Consider the following 18,261-nt stretch of genomic DNA (forward strand, 5'->3'; position numbering starts at 1 on the left):
ATATTACCCGCTACAGGTAAATAAGTGTCAGTTGGAAAGCGCTCTAACAACTGCGTCGGCAAGCAAGCGTCCCTTGAGGGTCAAAAGCAGCTTCCCTGCAATTGCTTGTGGCCCTTCAATCAAGCCGTCGGCAATAAGTTGCGAGATTGCTAGTTCGCTACCTGGCTGAAGTTTCTTGATCTGATCGATTGACATTCCAGCTGAAGTTCGAGACTCAAGCAAAATACGCTCCAGGGCAGCGGTTTCGCTATCTAGCTGCTCTCTGCCAGCTGCTGGAGATGTGTTCTTCTCAAGAAGATTCGCGTAGCTAAGTGGGTGCTTGTGATTCCACCAGCGAACCGATCCCAGGTGAGAATGAGCACCTGGCCCATAACCCCACCAGTCTTGCCCGCTCCAGTAAGCAAGGTTGTGATTGGACTTTAGATCTTCCGACTTGGACCAATTACTTATCTCGTACCAGCTGTAACCGGCTTCAGAAAGTAACTTGTCTGCAAGCTCATACTTGTCTGCTTGCAGATCTTCATCTACATCTGCTAGCTCACCCGAACTAATCTGCCGAGCAAGCTTTGTGCCAGGCTCAACAATCAACGAGTACGCAGATAGGTGTCCAGGATCTAAATCAATAACCTGACGAATGGTTTGCTCCCACTGCTGCAATGTCTCCCCTGGCGCTCCAAAGATTAGGTCCAACGAAGTTCTAAAGCCAAGAGATTTGGCAATGTCTAGGGCAATAGCAACGTTTTCAGGATTGTGAGTTCGCTCCAGTGTCTTCAAAACATCTGGAACAGCTGACTGCATTCCAATTGAAATTCGAGTGAAGCCTGCGTCCTTTAGCGCGCTCAAGCTTTCTCTTGTTACAGAATCAGGGTTAGCCTCAAAGGTAATCTCAGCATCACTTTGAAACCCGAACTTAGATTCGAGCTCATCCAAAATGGCGATTAGATCAGCTGCGGGAAGTAGCGATGGCGTTCCGCCACCAAAAAAGACTGTCTTGAGCTTTCTTGGGGTGACATTTGATTGCTGCAGAATCTTTGCGGAAAGGATGATTTCACCGATAAGTGTCGCCGCAAAATCGCTTTGCTTCAAGGTTCCAAGTTCACTGGAAGTGTAAGTATTGAAATCGCAGTAGCCACACTTGACTGTGCAAAAGGGAATGTGCACGTAGGCGTGAAAAGATCTGGATTCCGAACCCAGGATCTCCGATGCAGTAAAGAAACCGTTTTCTGGAGGCTTGTCGCCAACTGGAAGAGGGGCTGCCAATTACTTAGCCTTCTTTTCGCCCTTTTTTTCGCCATCTGAGGAAAGTGCGGCAATGAAGGCTTCCTGAGGCACTTCCACTCGCCCAACCATCTTCATGCGCTTCTTACCTTCTTTTTGCTTCTCCAAAAGCTTCCGCTTACGAGAAATATCTCCTCCGTAGCATTTGGCAAGCACGTCTTTTCGAACAGCACGAATTGATTCACGAGCGATAATTCGCGCTCCGATAGCGGCTTGAATTGGAACTTCAAATTGCTGCCTAGGAATTAGTTCACGAAGCTTGCCGGTAATCATCACACCGTAGGCGTAGGCCTTGTCTTTATGAACAATGGCGCTAAACGCGTCAACCTGCTCTCCTTGTAATAGCAGATCAACTTTCACCAAATCACCCTCGGCTAAACCCACTTCTTCGTAGTCCAAAGATCCGTAACCTTGCGTCTTGCTCTTTAGTTGATCAAAAAAGTCAAAAACAATCTCAGCGAGTGGAAGCGTGTATCGAAGCTGCACCCTATCTTCACCTAGATACTGCATGTCAATAATGACGCCTCGACGAGACTGACAAAGCTCCATGATTGTGCCAACGTAGTCCTTTGGCGCCAAAATTGTGGCCTTAACCATCGGTTCCAAAACTTTCTTAATCTTGCCAGTTGGGAACTCGCTTGGGTTAGTAACTGTCACCTCTTTACCGTCTTCGAGCGTGACCTGATATACAACCGAAGGCGCTGTTGCAATTAGCTGAAGACCAAATTCGCGTTCAAGTCTTTCGGTAACAATCTCTAGATGCAGCAGGCCCAAAAAGCCACAGCGGAAACCAAAGCCCAAAGCAACGGAAGTCTCGGGTTCATAGACCAAAGCAGCATCAGAGAGTTTTAGTCGATCTAGTGCTTCACGAAGATCTGGATAGTCTGAGCCATCAATTGGGTAGACACCGGAGAAAACCATAGGCAAAGGTTCTGAGTAGCCAGTTAGTGCCTCGGTTGCTGGCTTTGCAACGGTAGTTACAGTGTCACCAACCTTGGATTGACGAACATCTTTCACACCCGTAATCAAATAGCCAACTTCTCCAACGCCTAACCCCTTGGTTGGTTCTGGCTCTGGAGAGCTAACGCCAATTTCTAGTAACTCGTGGACGGCACGAGTGGACATCATCTGAATCTTTTCCCTAGGTGAGAGCGATCCATCAATCATTCGGATGTAAGTCACAACACCGCGGTAGCTGTCATAAACCGAGTCAAAAATCATTGCTCTAGCAGGAGCATTCGCGTCGCCAACCGGAGCGGGAACCGTGGCAATGATCTTGTCTAAAAGCTCCGATACTCCAACGCCTGTCTTACCCGAAACTCTTAGGCAATCAGCCGGGTCTCCTCCGATAAGGCTTGCTAGCTCTTCGGCGTACTTGTCAGGCTGCGCTGCAGGAAGATCGATCTTGTTTAGAACCGGAATGATAGTCAGCTCGTTTTCCATCGCGAGGTATAGATTCGCGAGGGTCTGTGCTTCGATGCCTTGTGCTGCGTCAACCAGCAACACCGCTCCCTCACAAGCAGCAAGGGATCTTGAGACCTCATAGGTAAAGTCAACGTGGCCTGGGGTGTCAATCATGTTTAAGGCAAATACTTCACCGTCGACTTCCCACGGCATACGAACTGCCTGGGACTTAATGGTGATGCCTCGTTCACGCTCAATGTCCATACGGTCTAAGTACTGGGCCCGCATTGACCGATCATCCACAACCCCGGTTAGCTGAAGCATGCGGTCAGCCAAAGTCGACTTTCCGTGGTCGATGTGGGCAATTATGCAGAAGTTTCGAATTTGCCCTGGAGCCGTCTTGGACGGCTGCAGCTGTGATTTAGCGCGTGGCGACAAGGGCAGTTTCCTAAAACTATGGGGGTCAAAGCTAGCCTCCATTGTCCCATAACGCTAGCCAACTAGTGCTCTATTGCTGGTTGCCCTAGGCGGGGACCAGCTAGTAAGCTTGTCAAAGTTGGGTTTCCCCAAAACGAAAGAAAAATAAATGGCAAATATCAAATCTCAGGTCAAGCGTATTGGCACGAACATCAAGGCCACTGAGCGTAATCGCGCAGTAAAAAGTGAGCTAAAGACTGTTGTTCGCGCAGCCCGTGAAGCCACCGTTTCCGGTGACAAGGCAGTTGCCGCAGCCGCACTAAAGGTTGCAAGCCGCAAGCTTGATAAGGCAGTATCCAAGGGCGTTATTCACAAGTCCCAGGCTGCTAACCGCAAGTCAGCCCTTGCCAAGAAGGTTGCTGGGCTCAAGTAAAGATCTTTAGAAACTTACCGAGGTCATTAGACCTCGGTACTTTTTTGCCCTCTGTTGGATAGCAGCAGCACAAGCTTCTCAAGCGCAAACACCGTATCGCGCTCCATTCCCTTGACTGCAGCATCGGCGGTGGCAACTGCCATAACGGCCTCTGCTAAACCCTCTTCACTCCAGCCTGCCAAATCCTTCTGTGCTCGCTGGATCTGCCAGGGTTGTGCTCCAACTGTTGAAGCACTTGCATACTTGTTTCCATAGACCTTGGCCATCAGGCGAACCTTCATCGCAAATGCAGCAACAACTGGAACTGGGTCTGCGCCGGTAGCAATCACGTGTCTAAGTAGAGCTAGCGCTTCTGCCGATTGCCCAGCAAGAGCAGCATCGGCAACTTTGAAGGCGCTGGTTTCAACTCTTCCCCCGTAATACTTATCGACCATTGCTTCATCGATGCTTTCGCTTTGGTCAGAAAGCAACTGGGTGCAAGCAGCGGCAAGCTCTGAGAGGTCATCAGCAAAGGCATCAGATAAAGCCCTAACTGCTCCAGGTGCTACTTTTCTGCCAGCAGCTGCGAACTCAGCTTGAATAAATGCCGCCCTATCGCTGTCCTTGTCGATCTTGGCGCAGGCAATTTCAATGGCGGCATCACTAAGTCTTATGGCATCGACAAGTTTCTTACCCCGAACGCTTGATGAGTTATGGCGCAAGATTACGGTTGTTTCAGTTTGCGGGTTTTCAAGAAGTGCCAAGCCATCGTCAATTAGTGCATCGCTGCATTTTTCAACACCGCTAATAATTAGCAGTCTCGGCTCCATAAACAAAGACGGGCTAGCCAGAGCGTCGAGTTGTCCAGTTGAATAATCGGCGGCAGCAATTTCGTGCACCTCAAGACCAGTGTCTTTTTTTCTCAGCTGGTCTCTAATCGTGCGAATGGCACAATCGGCCAGGTAATCTTCCGGCCCAGACACAAAAACCATTGGCGCCGCTTTGGCGTCTCGCCAAGAAACCTGCTTTGCTTTACCCACCCAATTAGCCTAGCCATTGAAGTCACAGGGGCGATAATTCAATCTTCTCTAGATCTCTGGTTCAGTTGACATGATGTTTTCGATCTGTGGAAAACTAGACTCTGGACCGAGGAAATTCTGCGAGTCTGTTAAGCATGACTGAAATTGAGTGTGCAAAGTGTGGCTGGAATTGGATAATGTTCGAAGGCGAGACTTATAAAGATTGCCCGTTTTGCCCTGAGATAATTTGGGGGCCTGTCTTTCTCTCCGAGGAGAGCTAGATATAATTAAATCAGTCCGGTAATTTCAAATCTGAAAATGCCTGAGCTGCGATCCCAGCAGACTCACCTGAGACATTTGTTGTGAAGCCGCTTTCGTTGTCAATTGTTGTCATGCTAGCGACAAACATTATGAACCTGCCATTATTTGAAATGCTTCGCGTTAAAGAGAGTCCAGGGTCCCCCGCGATGCCGACGGCTACCCAAGCATGCCCCTTGAACCCGACAGGCAAGAAATCAGTGGCTGAAATTTGCTCGTAATAGCCCAACTGTAGGGTGTCCGCGCACTGCTGGTTGAAATAATCTGCGGCAAAGCTGTCGACCAACTGAGATGCCTCATAGGAAGAATCAACCTCAAAGACCCATTGACCGAAGAATGCAAATTCTTGGTCGAATCCAGACTCCCTTGAAACTAAAAGATTGAACTTAGAGACCTGCTCATGAAGACTTAAGGATTCAGCACACCCATTGTTATCGGCAAGAGTTTCAGCGAAATATAGATTGAAATCGTCAAGGTTTGATGACGATTGTCTTGCTGGTTCAAATGGAAAATCATCTATTTCAAGCAACAGATCTTCGGCCTGTGAAGTGACATCAATGGCTGATGTCTCGCTAGTCTCAGGCAAAGGCCCGTTTGAATCCCCAGCCCCTGCGCACCCAGTCAGGGTAAGGGTTAGAATTAGGATCAATCCAAGTTTCTTAGGCAATTCATCCCCCTCATATTTGTTTCTCAAAATTGTAGCAAGTTATATGATTGCGAGTCATTGGGTTGCTATGTTGACAAGCTTCGGAGCTCGAACAATTACGTTTTTGATGCTCTTTCCTTCAAGCGCCTTCTTCACGACATCAGAACTCATCGCAAGCTTCTCAAGCTCCGCTTCGCTAATGTCTGTTGGGACTTCGAACTTGTCCCGAAGCTTGCCATCGATTTGGACCACCGCAGTCAAGCTGGTTTGAACCAAAAGCTCTGGAATTGGCTTAGCGAATCCCGCTAGCGCAACAGCTGGCTGGTGTCCAAGCACTTGCCACATATCTTCTGCGGTGTACGGGGCAAATAGACTCAGCGCCTTGGCTACCGTCTCGGCTGCTTCGCGAACAGCAGGGTCCTTAGGTCCAGGCGAACCATCGATTGCCTTACGCAAAGCATTCACGAGTTCCATAACCTTGGCAACACCCACGTTGAATTTGAAGGACTCTATCTGTTCTGGAAACTGCTGCAAGAAAAGATGTGTGGCTCTTCTAAGTTCTAGATCTCCAGAACCAAAGTCCACTCCAGGTTCTGACTCAACTTCATTGGCACATCTCCAGGCTCGAGCTAAAAACTTTGAGCTCGCAGCTGGAGAAACATCAGCCCAGTCAATGTCATCTTCTGGAGGCCCTGCGAATGCCATGGTTAGGCGAACGGCGTCTACGCCGTGCTCATCGAGTTGCTCAGATAGGCGAACCAGATTTCCACGAGATTTACTCATCGCGGAACCGTTCATTTGAACCATTCCCTGGTTTAGCAATCTGGTAAACGGTTCCTCAAAATCTAGATGACCTAGGTCATGCAGCGCCTTGGTGAAAAAGCGTGCATACAAAAGGTGCAAGATGGCGTGGGTTACTCCACCCACGTACTGATCAACCGGCGCCCACTGCTTGGCCTCTGATTTAGAAAAAGCTTCAGTGTCGGAATTTGGTGAAAGGAATCTAAGGAAGTACCAAGAAGAGTCAACAAAAGTATCCATGGTGTCGGTATCACGCTTGGCAGGGCCTTTGCACTTTGGGCACGGAACATTTACCCAATCAGTTGCAGCTCCAAGCGGTGAGGTTCCCTTAGGCGACAGATCCAAGCCTTTGGAATCTGGAAGCCTAATAGGAAGCTCAGATTCAGGAACTGGAACCTCGCCACAGGCGTCGCAGTAAACAATAGGGAACGGAGTGCCCCAGTAACGCTGCCTGGAAATCAGCCAGTCACGTAGGCGGAAATTCTTTGCGGTTTTTCCTTTTTCTGCGGCTTCGAGTGTTGCCGTGATTTTCTTGATGGCGTCAGCCTTGTTCAATCCGTTGAGCTCTCCGGAGTTCACCAGAACGCCATCGCCGGTAGTTGCTACCCCAGACTCGGAAGGGTCCGGCTCACCAGTTTCTACTACCACTTGCACAGGTAAACCATTGGTCTTGGCAAAATCTAAATCTCGCTGATCGTGAGCAGGAACAGCCATGATGGCTCCCGTTCCGTAGTCAGCTAATACATAATCCGCCAACCAAATTGGAATGCGCTCACCATTGACTGGATTTATTGCAAATCTTCCAAGATCAACGCCGTTTTTTGGTCGGTCAGTTGCCAATCTTTCAATGTCATTACTTTTCTTGGTGGCTTCCAAAAAGTCTTGGTACTTCATGCGAACCTCTGGGCTCGAGCCTGCGGCAAGCTCTCCTGCCAAATCTGAATCAGCAGCCACCACCATAAATGTCGCACCAAATAAAGTGTCTGGCCTTGTGGTGTAAACCTCGATAGGTTCTGACCTGCCCTCAATTTCAAACTTGACTACAGCTCCATAGGACCGACCAATCCAGTTGCGCTGCATCGAAAGAACTTTCTGTGGCCAGGCACCCTCAAGGGTGTCTAGATCGTCTAGCAACCGGTCGGCATAATCAGTTACTTTGAAATACCACTGGGTGAGAGCCTTCTTTGTTACAGCAGTGTCGCACCTCTCACAAAGACCTTGAACCACCTGCTCGTTAGCAAGAACTGTCTGACAAGACGGGCACCAGTTCACGTTTGAGTTTTTGCGGTAGGCCAAGCCTTTTTTGTAAAACTCTAGAAATAGCCACTGGTTCCACTTGTAGTACTCGGGGTCTGAAGTGATAAGGACGCGGTCCCAGTCGAAGCTACAGGCGTAGCGTCTCATGGAAGCTTTTTGTTGAGCAATGTTGTCGTAGGTCCAACCCCTTGGATCTAGGCCGCGCTTAATTGCTGCGTTCTCAGCCGGCAGACCAAATGAGTCCCATCCGATTGGATGCATGACGTTATAGCCCTGCTGAATCCAGTACCTAGCAATGACATCGCCAAGCGCGTAAGCCTCGGCGTGACCCATGTGAAGATCGCCAGACGGGTAAGGGAACATGTCCAGAACATACTTCTTAGGTCTTTTGTCGTCGGCCTTGCCAGAATCAAAGGGCTTGAGCTCATCCCAAACAGGCAGCCACTTATCCGCTAATGACTTAGCGTCATACTGCTCTGACTCGGTGGACACTGGAATTCTCCTGCTGATTTACGAACTTGCTAGTAAAGGCTACCAAGAGCCAAGCATAGAATTACTTGTTTGCTCGAGGCCAAAAGGCCATAGCCGCGGTTATTGCTAAACCAAGAAGAGGGATCGCGCCCAATGCAGCACTTCCCAGCAAAGCCAAAACGGTTAGTCCGCCCAGTACAACTAGATATGAAAGGACCCAGTATTTGCCAATCTTGTTCTTGCGAAACAACACGGCAAGAACTGGCCCCAACAGACCAAGAAACAATAAGCCAATAAAAACTATGCTGAAAAATATAGCTAGTGATTCCACGTTGTACCTCCCAAGGTTCTAAGAAGTGCCTCTGCTTTGAGCATAGTTTCTTGAAGTTCTTGCTCGGGATTGGAATCAATTGTGATTCCGCCGCCGACACCAAGAGTTACATTGTTTCCTTCAAACACCAAAGTTCTAATGGTCATCCCTAGATCAGCCGAGCCATCAAAACCTAGATAACCGATTGCACCGGAGTAAACGCCTCTTGGTCCAGCTTCTATATCTTCCAGAATCTCAATCGCTCTGATCTTGGGGGCTCCGGTCATTGATCCTGCCGGAAAGCATGCGTCCAATGCTGAGACGGCATTTTGCCCTGGCTGCAAGGTTCCAGTCACAGTGCTAACTAGTTGATGAACGGTTGCATAGGATTCAATATCAAATAGCTTTTCCACGGTGACTGAACCTGGTTCACAAATTCGCCCAAGATCATTTCGCATAAGGTCAACAATCATGAGATTCTCGGCTTGTTCTTTTTGGTTTTCTCTTAGCTCCTTGGCAAGTAGCTCGTCTTCAACAGGAACTTGCGACCTTGGACGAGTTCCCTTGATTGGCTTGCTAGAGATTTTCCCCTCGGCCGTAACTTTTAGAAATTGCTCCGGCGAGGAGCTGACTATTTCTCGAGTTCCTGTCTTGATGTAGCTTCCGTAAGGAGCTGGGTTTTGCTGCCTGAGAGTCAGGAAAGTCTTTAGCGGATCTGCATCATGCTCAAGAAGAATCTGGTTGGTCAAACAAAGTTGATACACATCCCCCGAGGCAATGTGCTGCTTGCACTTTTCTATTAGCTCCAGATACTGATCTGGCGAGTGACGAAGCTTGCTCGATAGAATCTTTGGCTCTTTGGTTCGTTGGGTATAGGAAGCTAGCTCCCCTCCCACCAGGGTCAATCGAAGCAGTGCTGCGCGGTGCCAGTTGTGAAATTCCGCTTCGGTTTCGAATAGCCCAATGAAATACATATGACGATCGCGGTGATCAAACACCATGGCCCGATCAACAATCATTAGCTCAGCTTTTTCGCCAGAGGTAATTTCGCGAGCGCCTTTGAGCATCTCGTAGCCGAGATAGCCAACTAGCCCTGGCCTGAAGCTAAATGGGATCTCCTCTTCGGGGAAGCTATCGATTGATTGCTGAATTTTGGCCAAATGGTTCGAGATAGCTTCCAGTGGATTGTCACCCAAATCAAGCGTTGAGCCAGCGGAGCCGATGACAGAAACTGGTTCGTCTGGGTGGGTTGACCTATCCAGCCAGAAGGTATTGGGGTCATCTTTGTGGATGGAGATAAAGATGTCCGCTGGGTTCACAAAGCCACGGAGCTTGGCTAGCTCTAGACGCAAAATGGCCACCTTGTGTGAGATTGATTTGGGCTGAAAGAAAAGCTCGTACTCTATAGATTAGACCAAGGCCTATAGGAGTAATCGATGAGCGTTCTGGGGGATTTTTACCGCCTAGAAAACGCAGAGCTTAAACCTCTCATTGTTTCTGGCCCCGAAGTTCAGCTAAAAGTAGCTGACTCCTGGCTGGTTGAAAACGGTGCGGTTAGATCCTTGCAGGCACACTTCGATAGATTCGCCGCCTGGGTTATCGCTGAGGATCCTAATCAAGAGCCTCTGCTGAAAGGTTTCTTCGCCGAGGTTAGACGCCTGACTCCTCGCGAGGGCAGATGGTTTCCAAGGATCGAGTATCACGGCGAACAAGAGTCAGCGGACCGACTACACCTAAGACTTCGTGAAGCGCCAGCGCCGGTGGACTCAATGGTGTTGTGGCAATACCCAGACGCTGACCCAAGACAGTCTCCATTAGTCAAAGGGCCTGACCTATCGTTGTGCCAGCAGCTAAGGCGCCATGCCAACATGAATGGTGCCACCGAAGCGGTCATTACTGATTCCAAGGGTTTTGTCGCTGAAGGTGCGCTAAGTGCCCTGGTTTGGTGGCGTGGCAATGTGCTTTGCTCCTCAGATGATCAAACCAATTGGTTACCTTCTATTACCAGGCAAGAGCTGTTCCAAATAGCGAGTCAAATGGACATTGAAACCAGGGTTGAAAACATCAAACCCGAGGAGCTTGTGAAGCTGCCAATCTGGGCACTTAGTTCTCTTAATGGCATAGTTCCGGCTACTTCTTGGGTGGGATTGGCCGATGAGCTTCCGACCTCTTCACAGCTTGAGACCTTTACCAAGAGACTCAAGCTACTGAGCACTCAGGTTGGCTAGAGCCATCTCACAGTAGATTCCAACGTTTCTGTGGCAGGATTAACAGCGTGAATGAAGCTCTCGACTGGTTACTGGAATTGGTCCAGGGTGTTGATCCTGTTTGGCGAAATGTTGCCGCTGGAATCGCAATCATGCTCGAGACTTCATTATTTATTGGCCTGATCATGCCTGGGGACACCGTTGTGCTGGTGGCCTCGACCGGTGTTGTTGATCTTGCAGACTTTTTTTGGCTCATAGGTGCAGTTTTGCTAGGTTCGCTAATCGGTGAAACCATAGGGTTCTTTATCGGAAGACTCTTTGGTGATCGCATTAGAGCTTCCAAGCTCGGTCAGCGCTTTGGTGAAGAAAACTGGCAGCGAGCTGATATCTTTGTCGAAAAAAGAGGTGGCCCAGCAGTAGCAATCTCCAGGTTCCTGCCCGTATTGCACTCGCTAGTTCCGGTTGTGGCGGGAGCCACCAAGATGAGATACAAGACCTTCATTTCCTGGACCTTTGCTGCCTGTTTCGTCTGGGCTACTGTCTACGTTTCAATTGGCTACATCGCCAGGGCTAGCTACGAGGAGGTGGCCTCAAACTTCAAATTTGGCGCCTTTATCTTTGTTGGGATCATCGCCCTATTCATTGTTTTAATCCACTTTGCCAAGAAGAAGATCTCCAAGGCTGCAGACAAGATGATTGCCGAGGAGTCCCCAAAGGCCTAAGTGGGTCCTGATTAGGGCCGATTTTTGATTGTCGGCTGATACCCATACACTATTTATTCGAACACTTGTTCGAATAAATAGAGCACTATGGGGCAATCAAATGATCAGGGTAGACGAGTCAATCCAGGTAGCAACTAACCAAGCTGGCGAGCCGGTGGGCTTTAGTTGGCGAAATGGCAGCTATCAGGTGATCACTAAGCCGGTTCGCTGGTTTTCGAGAAGGAACTGGTGGGATGAATCCGCCAGAGCCCAGCGCGGTATCGGAGCCGGGGTTCTAGAGCTTGAGATGTGGCGACTAAGTGCCAGTAAAGAAAACTCCTCCCCCGCACAGTTTGAGCTAATCCATACCGAAGAAACTAATAGCTGGCAGCTCCTTCGAGTATTTGGATAGCAATGTCATTTACTCACCTGAACGTTTCCTCTGCTTACTCGTTTCATTTTGGAACAGCTAAGCCAGACGAGCTTGCTAAAGCTGCAAGTGCTTTAGGTTTTGACGCGCTCGCGATAACAGATCTAAATGGTCTCTATGGTGCCATAAAGCACATCGGTGCTTGCCTAAACCAAAGCATTGCACCAATAGTTGGAGTTCGACTAAGCGTTCAGCACAAAGGAACCGCAACGATCTTGGCTAGGGGTCATAACAACGGCACCGGTTGGGCAGCTCTTTGCAGAATCATTTCTAGCGCTCAGAAAAAAAGCAAAAAAGAAGTTGCTATTTCTCAAAAAGACCTAGCTGCATTGATGACAACAGACAGTAAAGCTAACTGCACCATACTGCTTGGTCCTGATTCTGATTTTGGTCAAGCAACAATACTTTCCAATGCCACTGATGCTGCCAAGAAACTTTTGGAGTGGCAAGAGCTGCTTCCTTGCAAATCAGCACTTGCGGTTGAAATAGTTTCACACCTAACTGAACCTGGAACCAACTACTCCACCCTGCAGGCCAAAAGAATGCTGCAGCTTGCCAAAACAATCGGCATCACACCGGTATTAACCAATGCCGTTAGATACCTTGAGCCAGATGATGCTCTTACTGGCGATGTCCTAGATGCCGCAAGGCATCTAGAGGCACTTGGCCTATTTGACCCACAACCAAACGCCCAAGCCTGGCTAAAGCCTGCCAGCTTGATGGAAAAGCTAGCTGTAGAAATTACCGAGAGTAAAACTCTGGCCTTAGAGCTACTTTCTAATACCGAAGCTCTAGCGAAGCAGCTAAGGCTAGATCCGGTCTCGGATTGTGGTTGGTCCAAGCCCAAAACCCCTGAGAAGTCAGCCCTTGGTATTGAGGGAAACCCCTTTGAGGTGCTGTGGCAAAAAGCACACACCGGAATCACCTGGCGGTATCCAGATAAAAGCGAAGACAAGCTACTGCCAATTAGGCACCGCTTGCATCAAGAACTAATAACCATAAACAAGCTAGGTTTTGCTACCTACTTTCTAACTGTTGCCGATGTTGCCCAGATGATTCGAGATATGAGAATCAGAACGGCAGCTCGAGGCTCTGGAGCTGGCTCGATGGTCAATTACCTACTTGGTATCTCAAGTGTTGACCCAATAGAGCATGAGCTACTGTTCGAAAGATTCCTAAGCACCGAGCGCTCTAGCTTGCCGGACATTGATATCGATGTTGAATCAGCCAGACGGCATGAGATATACCGAGCGATATTCAAGCGCTATGGCGGCAATAGGGTAACGCTTCTTTCAATGCAGTCCACCTATCGCGGAAGAGGTGCCGTAAGAGATGGTGGCCTAGCCCTTGGGTTCGAGCCAGAACAAATTGATGAGATAGCAAAAAGCATCTGGCGCTTTAGCGCTAGGGACTTTCGTGGAATGCTGGGGAAAAAGCCAGAGCTAAAACAGCTTGCTGCGCAGTTGGACACTGACCGCAGGTTAAATCTTTTAGTTGATGTCACCGAAAGATTAGATAGGCTCCCAAGGCATATCTCGATGCATCCTTGCGGCGTAATACTCGGTAACGAGCAGCTTCTTGCTCACACCCCAGTTGAACCAAGCGGCCTGGGACTCCCGATGAGTCAGTTCGATAAGGACGATATGGACCCGATGGGAATGCTCAAGCTAGACATTCTTGGAGTCAGGATGCAATCGAGCATGGCCTACGCGATTAGGGAAATAGAACGGGTTTCCAAAAAAAGCATCGACCTGGATGCCATCTCCAGAGATGATGCGGAAACCTTCAAGCAAATAAGAACTACAAACACCCTTGGGGTGTTCCAAATTGAAAGCCCAGGCCAAAGAGAGCTAACCGGTAAGCACCAGCCAACGCAGTTCAATGACCTGACAATACAAATTTCCCTGTTTAGGCCAGGACCGATGAAGGGCAACATGATTTCCCCCTACTTAGATGGCAGGCATGGCTTTATCAAACCGGATTTCATACATCCAGATTTAGAGCCGATTCTAAAATCCACCCACGGCGTTGTTATCTTCCACGAGCAGCTACTAAAGATCCTGAATGTTATGACTGGCTGCTCGCTGGCTAAAGCCGATGAGCTTAGAAGGTCTCTCGAAAAAGACCGCAAGTTTGTTGAAAAGTTCTTCAAAGAAAATGCCACTAAACGCGGCTACTCGAGAGTTGTTGTTGATCGAATCTGGAGCGTGCTTGATGGCTTTGGAAGCTTTGGTTTCTGCAAGGCTCATGGGGCAGCTTTTGCGCTACCGACCTATCAAAGTGCCTGGCTGAAAACTCACTACCCGACTGAGTTTTTAGCTGGCCTATTTACCCACGATCCTGGGATGTATCCAAAGCGTTTGCTGCTGGCCGAGGCCAGAAGACTTGGGGTGAAAATTCTTGGGGTTGATGTCAATAAATCCAAGGACGAGTATCTGGTGGAGAAAACTCCCGATGGGTTAGCTATTCGCATGGCCCTTAGTGATTTGTATGGAATCTCTGGGGCAGAAATTAGTCGCATTATCGAAAATGCTCCCTATAAAGACCTTGCTGATTTCTATTTGCGAGCTAACCCGGGAAGAGCTACCGCCAAGAACCTTGCGCTAATTGGCGCCCTGGATCAACTTGGAGCCAACAGTCAAGATCACACACGAGGAGATGTCCTTGAAAGAGTTAGGCAACTAAGCGCCTTGAAATCAAGACCTAAGCTCACCAAAGACCAACCGATGCTTGATTTTGACTTGATTGATTTGATGCCCAAGGGAAACCCTGAATTCACCAAGGAGCTTCAGCTGGAAAGCGAAATGAATCTACTTGGCATGGATGTCACAGACCACCAGCTCGCTAAGTATCAGCCGATGCTCGATCAAATGGGTGTTGTTCGAGCAAGCGAACTTGTTGGGCTTAGATCCAAAACCGATGTTCTAGTTGCTGGAGTAAGGGTAGCGACCCAGTCTCCCCCGATGCGTTCAGGAAAGAGAGTCGTCTTTATAACCCTCGATGATGGCACAGGGTGTTCGGATGCAACATTTTTTGATCAGGCCCAAGAGCGATCCAGTCACGTGCTTTTCAATACCAGGCTCATGGTTGTCTCAGGTAAAACCAGAAGAACCGGAGTCAAAGGAGTTTCAGTAATGGCTGAAAACGCCTGGGACCTAGATCAGCTGTGGCAGCAATACCGTCAGAAAAATTTAGTCGCGGTTGAAAATTGACAACAAGCGAAGAATCTCAACGTAAAGCCAGATAAGAGTAACGGTAAGACCAAAAGCTGCGCGCCATTCCATGTCTACCGGCCACTTGTCTCTAGCGCCAACAGTAATGGTCTCAAAGTCTAGATTTAGAGTGAAGGCAGCAAGGCCGGCTCCAACCAATCCAGCAAGCCAGCCAAAAGCAGAACCGTAAACACCTGGTGAATCAGAGAAAAAAACAACCCCTAGGTTGATAACAGCAAAGATCATGTATCCAACGATTGCAAAGGTCATGATTCTTGTGAACCTTGCGTCAACCTTGATCCAACCAAAGCGGTAAGCGGCAAACATCGCACCGGCGGTAGTCAAGGTCGCAAGAACTGCAGACTGAACAATACCTGGGTACATCGACTCGAATATGGCGGAGATTCCACCCAAGAAAACACCCTCGACGGCAGCGTAAGCAATGATGACTCCTGGCATTACCTTCTTAGAAAAGGTGATCCACAAAGCTAGACCTAGGCCCACAAACATTGCTGGTAACCAAAGACCCTGAAGATACCCGAATACCGACGTTGCAGCAGCCGTGATAAGTAAGACAACGAAGATTGCTGCTACCTTGCCAGCTGTTCCCTCAACGGTCATTGGCTCATTTTTGGAGGCAATCTTAGAAAACTCTGCATCCACAAGGTCCTGAGGAACCTCACGAGCAGCCTGTAATCCGGTTTGCATTGAGCGGTTAAACACTGGGTTGTGGGACAAGATGTTCTCCTTTTGTCTTATGGTCTAACAATTAAATTCTAAGCCGATTTGCTGAAAGTTAGCTGAGCGTTAGCTCTCTGGCCAGTATTTCAACGTGCTCAGGGCTAATCTGGTGCCCGCCGGGGTGCATCAAGACCTCAACTCTGGCTCCCCAAGCGCCAAATTCTTGGATCATGTCCTCGCTCTTTTGCTTGGGTGAGTAGGGATCTTTTTCTCCGTTAGCAATGAATACGAACTTACCGTGGAGGTTTGGTTTGAATTCGGTCTCCACAAAAGCCCTGGTCGTACCAAAGGCAAGGATTCCCCTGAGTAGCTCAGGGTGAACCGTTAGCAAAGCACCAGCCATGTGAGCTCCGTTCGAAAACCCAACAGCAGTTACTCGCTTCGGGTCAAACCCATAATGCTCACTTGCTAGCTTCAGAAACTCTGCCAGGGACTCGACGGCTTCAATAAGGGTGTCTTCCTTGGCGCTAAAGTCATCCAAATACTCAAAAAATCTCGTCATGCCATCCTGGCTAGCGAGGCCGCGTGGAGACAAGATGTTTGCTGAAGGATCGAGGGCCCTACCCAAGGACAACAGATCGAACTCATCCGCACCAGATCCGTGCAATAGCAAAAGGGTGTTCGCGGATTGCCCAGATGGCAGCCAAACGTGTGGTCTGGAAAGTTTTTCTTCGGGCACCGTCTCAGTCTAGATATCTATTTATGTTTCTGAGAGTTAAACAAAAAAGTAGCCCCGAAGGGCTACTTACTTGTGGACCTGAGGGGACTTGAACCCCTGACCCCCTGCATGCCATGCAGGTGCGCTACCAGCTGCGCCACAGGCCCTCTTGTGTAACTTTGTTAGCTTAGCTCAAACTGGGGCTAGCTGACAAAGCAGTTAGCTTTAACTCTGGACAGTCGCTCCAGATTCTTTCCAGCGAGTAGTAGACGCGATCTTCCTCGTGCATAACGTGGCAGATTATTTCTCCAAAGTCTAGAAGCACCCAGCGTCCGCCGGCTTTTCCTTCGCGTCGAAGTAGCTTGATGCCTTGTTCTAAAAGCTTTTCTTCAATGCCATCAGAGATAGCAACAACCTGGCGCTCGTTTCTACCTGAGGCAATCAGGAATATGTCAGTTAGGGGCATGTGAGACGAAACATCGAGTGCGACTATGTTTTCAGCTACTTTGTCGGAAGCTGCCGCTGCAGCTAGTTCTGCAACTTCAATTGCTTTTTTAGTAGCGCTCACAAACACCCATCTTTATAAGATTCCTAACATAAACGCGGCCACCGTAAGTGCTCCTACGGAAATCATGAGAACAACTGTGGACATAACCGCGTAGACCTGTCCCTGGCCTTTGCGGTTAATAAGAGTCAGCTCAACTACCTTGGCCCTAGTTTTGGCAATTCCCGCAGCTCGGATTGGAGCGACAGAGGAAACAAAGGAATTGAGGCTATCTTCGGCAACGGCCTCGTCAGCTTTTTCGCTTTCCAAGATTACGGTGATGCTTCCGGTGGTTGGATCAACAGTTGGAATCTGAATTGAACCCGTGGTTACAGCCGGGCCAGAGCCTGATAGCACTATTGATCCGCCAAGCATGTCCGGAACTTTATCTAGGATGATTGATGCTGTGACTGGCTCAATTCCCAAATTTGCGGTGGAGCCGAAGTTGTAGCCGGTCACTGGCTCTAAAAATATGTCGGGTGTTGCAACAATTGGAACCGAGCCAGTGAGGGTGTGGTCGTCGAAGAGCGGTGACCTATCAGCTGGGGCAGAGTCCTTCAGGTCATTTAGACCCCGAAGTTCGCGACGAGATCTTGCTACCTGTGGTTGGCTTGGTGGCGCAACATAGGGTTCGTAGCTTGGTGCTTGAGATAACGGCGCTGGTGTTTCTGGAACGTAGGGTTTGTAGCCAGTGTTTTCGGTTACAGGTTCACTAAATGAAGGAATGTATGGTTCAAAGGTTGGTGAAGCTGCGGTTTGCTCGACTGGTTGCTGTGCAACAGTATTTGACTCTGCAGCTCGACGCTCTCTTCGAGACTGGAAGGTGGGGCTATCGCTCATGAGAGCCCCCTGTACAAACCATGCTTACCAATGTACTGAACTACACCATCGGGAACTAGGTACCAGATAGGTTCACCGTTAGAAACTCTGTTTCTGCAGTCAGTTGAACTGATGGACAGCGCTGGAACTTCAACAACTGTGACCGTTCCTTTGGGGACGTCTGGAATCTGAAGAGCGTGGCCTGGCCTACTAACGGCAACAAAGTGTGCCAAATCCCAAAGTTTCTGAACTTCTTTCCAGGCTAAAATCTGCGCGATGGCATCACTTCCGGTTATGAAGAACAGTTCAGCATCTGGGTAGCTGTTCTTGAGATCGGTAAGGGTGTCAACTGTGTAAGTCGGCTTGTCTCTATCGATGTCCACTCTGGAAACCAGGAATCTTGGATTAGCTGCGGTTGCAATAACAGTCATGAGATAGCGATGCTCGCCGCCGGTAACATCTGGTTTGTTCTCAGGCGCTCCGGTTGGCACGAATACAACTTGATCAAGCTTTAGTGCTGCTGCTACTTCGCTGGCGGCCACTAAGTGGCCGTTGTGAATTGGGTCAAAGGTGCCACCCATTACTCCGAGTCGAATTTTAGCCATAGAGAATTTGG

17 protein-coding genes and 1 tRNA gene are annotated in these 18,261 nt (G+C 49.0%); 5 read left to right on the forward strand and 13 right to left on the reverse strand.

What is annotated here, in order from left to right; translation table 11 throughout:
* Positions 1-27 precede the first annotated feature (27 nt).
* Both hemW and lepA read right to left on the reverse strand, forming a co-directional pair.
* Positions 28-1,260 (reverse strand): radical SAM family heme chaperone HemW, encoded by a 1,233-nt coding sequence (gene hemW, locus AC9UFE_RS01290; protein ID WP_509545005.1) that lies wholly within the window; start codon positions 1,258-1,260, stop codon positions 28-30.
* Positions 1,261-3,120 (reverse strand): translation elongation factor 4, encoded by a 1,860-nt coding sequence (lepA, locus tag AC9UFE_RS01295; protein ID WP_509545008.1) that lies wholly within the window; start codon positions 3,118-3,120, stop codon positions 1,261-1,263.
* Between the two features lie 148 nt (positions 3,121-3,268).
* Here lepA and rpsT point away from each other — a divergent pair, with 148 nt between their 5' ends.
* Positions 3,269-3,532, forward strand: a complete 264-nt coding sequence (rpsT, locus tag AC9UFE_RS01300; RefSeq protein WP_509545009.1) for a 30S ribosomal protein S20 — start codon at positions 3,269-3,271, stop codon at positions 3,530-3,532.
* A gap of 26 nt (positions 3,533-3,558) precedes the next feature.
* On the opposite strand, the gene holA is transcribed toward rpsT, so the two are convergent.
* The 5 genes from holA to pabB all read right to left on the reverse strand — a co-directional run bounded on the left by holA (position 3,559) and on the right by pabB (position 9,685).
* On the reverse strand, positions 3,559-4,551 hold the full coding sequence (gene holA / locus AC9UFE_RS01305; protein ID WP_509545011.1) for a DNA polymerase III subunit delta: 993 nt from the start codon (positions 4,549-4,551) through the stop codon (positions 3,559-3,561).
* Positions 4,552-4,822: 271 nt separating this feature from the next.
* Positions 4,823-5,515, reverse strand: coding sequence for a hypothetical protein (locus AC9UFE_RS01310; RefSeq protein WP_509545014.1), 693 nt, complete (start codon positions 5,513-5,515; stop codon positions 4,823-4,825).
* A 54-nt stretch (positions 5,516-5,569) separates the two neighbouring features.
* Positions 5,570-8,044, reverse strand: coding sequence for a leucine--tRNA ligase (gene leuS, locus AC9UFE_RS01315; protein ID WP_509545017.1), 2,475 nt, complete (start codon positions 8,042-8,044; stop codon positions 5,570-5,572).
* A gap of 61 nt (positions 8,045-8,105) precedes the next feature.
* Entirely contained in the window at positions 8,106-8,354 is a 249-nt protein-coding gene (locus tag AC9UFE_RS01320) for a hypothetical protein (protein ID WP_509545020.1), read from the reverse strand.
* A complete protein-coding gene (pabB, locus tag AC9UFE_RS01325; protein WP_509545022.1) occupies positions 8,342-9,685 on the reverse strand; it encodes an aminodeoxychorismate synthase component I in 1,344 nt (447 codons plus the stop codon). Before pabB ends, AC9UFE_RS01320 begins: the two co-directional genes overlap by 13 nt.
* A gap of 84 nt (positions 9,686-9,769) precedes the next feature.
* On the opposite strand from pabB, the gene AC9UFE_RS01330 reads away from it, so the two are divergent.
* From AC9UFE_RS01330 to AC9UFE_RS01345, 4 genes are all read left to right on the forward strand, one after another.
* Positions 9,770-10,561 carry an aminotransferase class IV gene (locus tag AC9UFE_RS01330; RefSeq protein ID WP_509545025.1) on the forward strand — a complete coding sequence of 264 codons (792 nt, stop codon included), beginning with the start codon at positions 9,770-9,772 and terminating at the stop codon, positions 10,559-10,561.
* A 47-nt stretch (positions 10,562-10,608) separates the two neighbouring features.
* Positions 10,609-11,262 carry a DedA family protein gene (locus AC9UFE_RS01335; RefSeq protein WP_509545028.1) on the forward strand — a complete coding sequence of 218 codons (654 nt, stop codon included), beginning with the start codon at positions 10,609-10,611 and terminating at the stop codon, positions 11,260-11,262.
* Between the two features lie 100 nt (positions 11,263-11,362).
* Positions 11,363-11,653 (forward strand): DUF6504 family protein, encoded by a 291-nt coding sequence (locus tag AC9UFE_RS01340; RefSeq protein ID WP_509525910.1) that lies wholly within the window; start codon positions 11,363-11,365, stop codon positions 11,651-11,653.
* 2 nt (positions 11,654-11,655) lie between these two features.
* Positions 11,656-14,883 (forward strand): DNA polymerase III subunit alpha, encoded by a 3,228-nt coding sequence (locus AC9UFE_RS01345; protein ID WP_509545030.1) that lies wholly within the window; start codon positions 11,656-11,658, stop codon positions 14,881-14,883.
* On the opposite strand, the gene AC9UFE_RS01350 is transcribed toward AC9UFE_RS01345, so the two are convergent.
* From AC9UFE_RS01350 to nadD, 6 genes are all read right to left on the reverse strand, one after another.
* On the reverse strand, positions 14,863-15,621 hold the full coding sequence (locus AC9UFE_RS01350) for a Bax inhibitor-1/YccA family protein (RefSeq protein WP_509545032.1): 759 nt from the start codon (positions 15,619-15,621) through the stop codon (positions 14,863-14,865). The genes AC9UFE_RS01345 and AC9UFE_RS01350 overlap by 21 nt on opposite strands.
* Positions 15,622-15,679: 58 nt before the next feature.
* On the reverse strand, positions 15,680-16,303 hold the full coding sequence (locus tag AC9UFE_RS01355; protein ID WP_509545035.1) for an alpha/beta hydrolase: 624 nt from the start codon (positions 16,301-16,303) through the stop codon (positions 15,680-15,682).
* Between the two features lie 73 nt (positions 16,304-16,376).
* Positions 16,377-16,449, reverse strand: a tRNA-Ala gene (locus tag AC9UFE_RS01360).
* 20 nt (positions 16,450-16,469) lie between these two features.
* The gene (rsfS, locus tag AC9UFE_RS01365; protein WP_509545038.1) at positions 16,470-16,850 is read right to left on the reverse strand and encodes a ribosome silencing factor; all 381 of its coding nucleotides are present in this window, start codon (positions 16,848-16,850) and stop codon (positions 16,470-16,472) included.
* A 12-nt stretch (positions 16,851-16,862) separates the two neighbouring features.
* A complete protein-coding gene (locus AC9UFE_RS01370) occupies positions 16,863-17,666 on the reverse strand; it encodes a hypothetical protein (RefSeq protein ID WP_509545041.1) in 804 nt (267 codons plus the stop codon).
* Complete coding sequence (gene nadD / locus AC9UFE_RS01375) at positions 17,663-18,250, reverse strand: nicotinate-nucleotide adenylyltransferase (protein ID WP_509545044.1); 588 nt, start codon at positions 18,248-18,250, stop codon at positions 17,663-17,665. The genes AC9UFE_RS01370 and nadD overlap by 4 nt, the downstream gene beginning before the upstream one ends.
* Between the last annotated feature and the right edge of the window lie 11 nt (positions 18,251-18,261).

The sequence above is a fragment of the Rhodoluna sp. genome, from assembly GCF_044239955.1.
Classification (GTDB): domain Bacteria; phylum Actinomycetota; class Actinomycetes; order Actinomycetales; family Microbacteriaceae; genus Rhodoluna.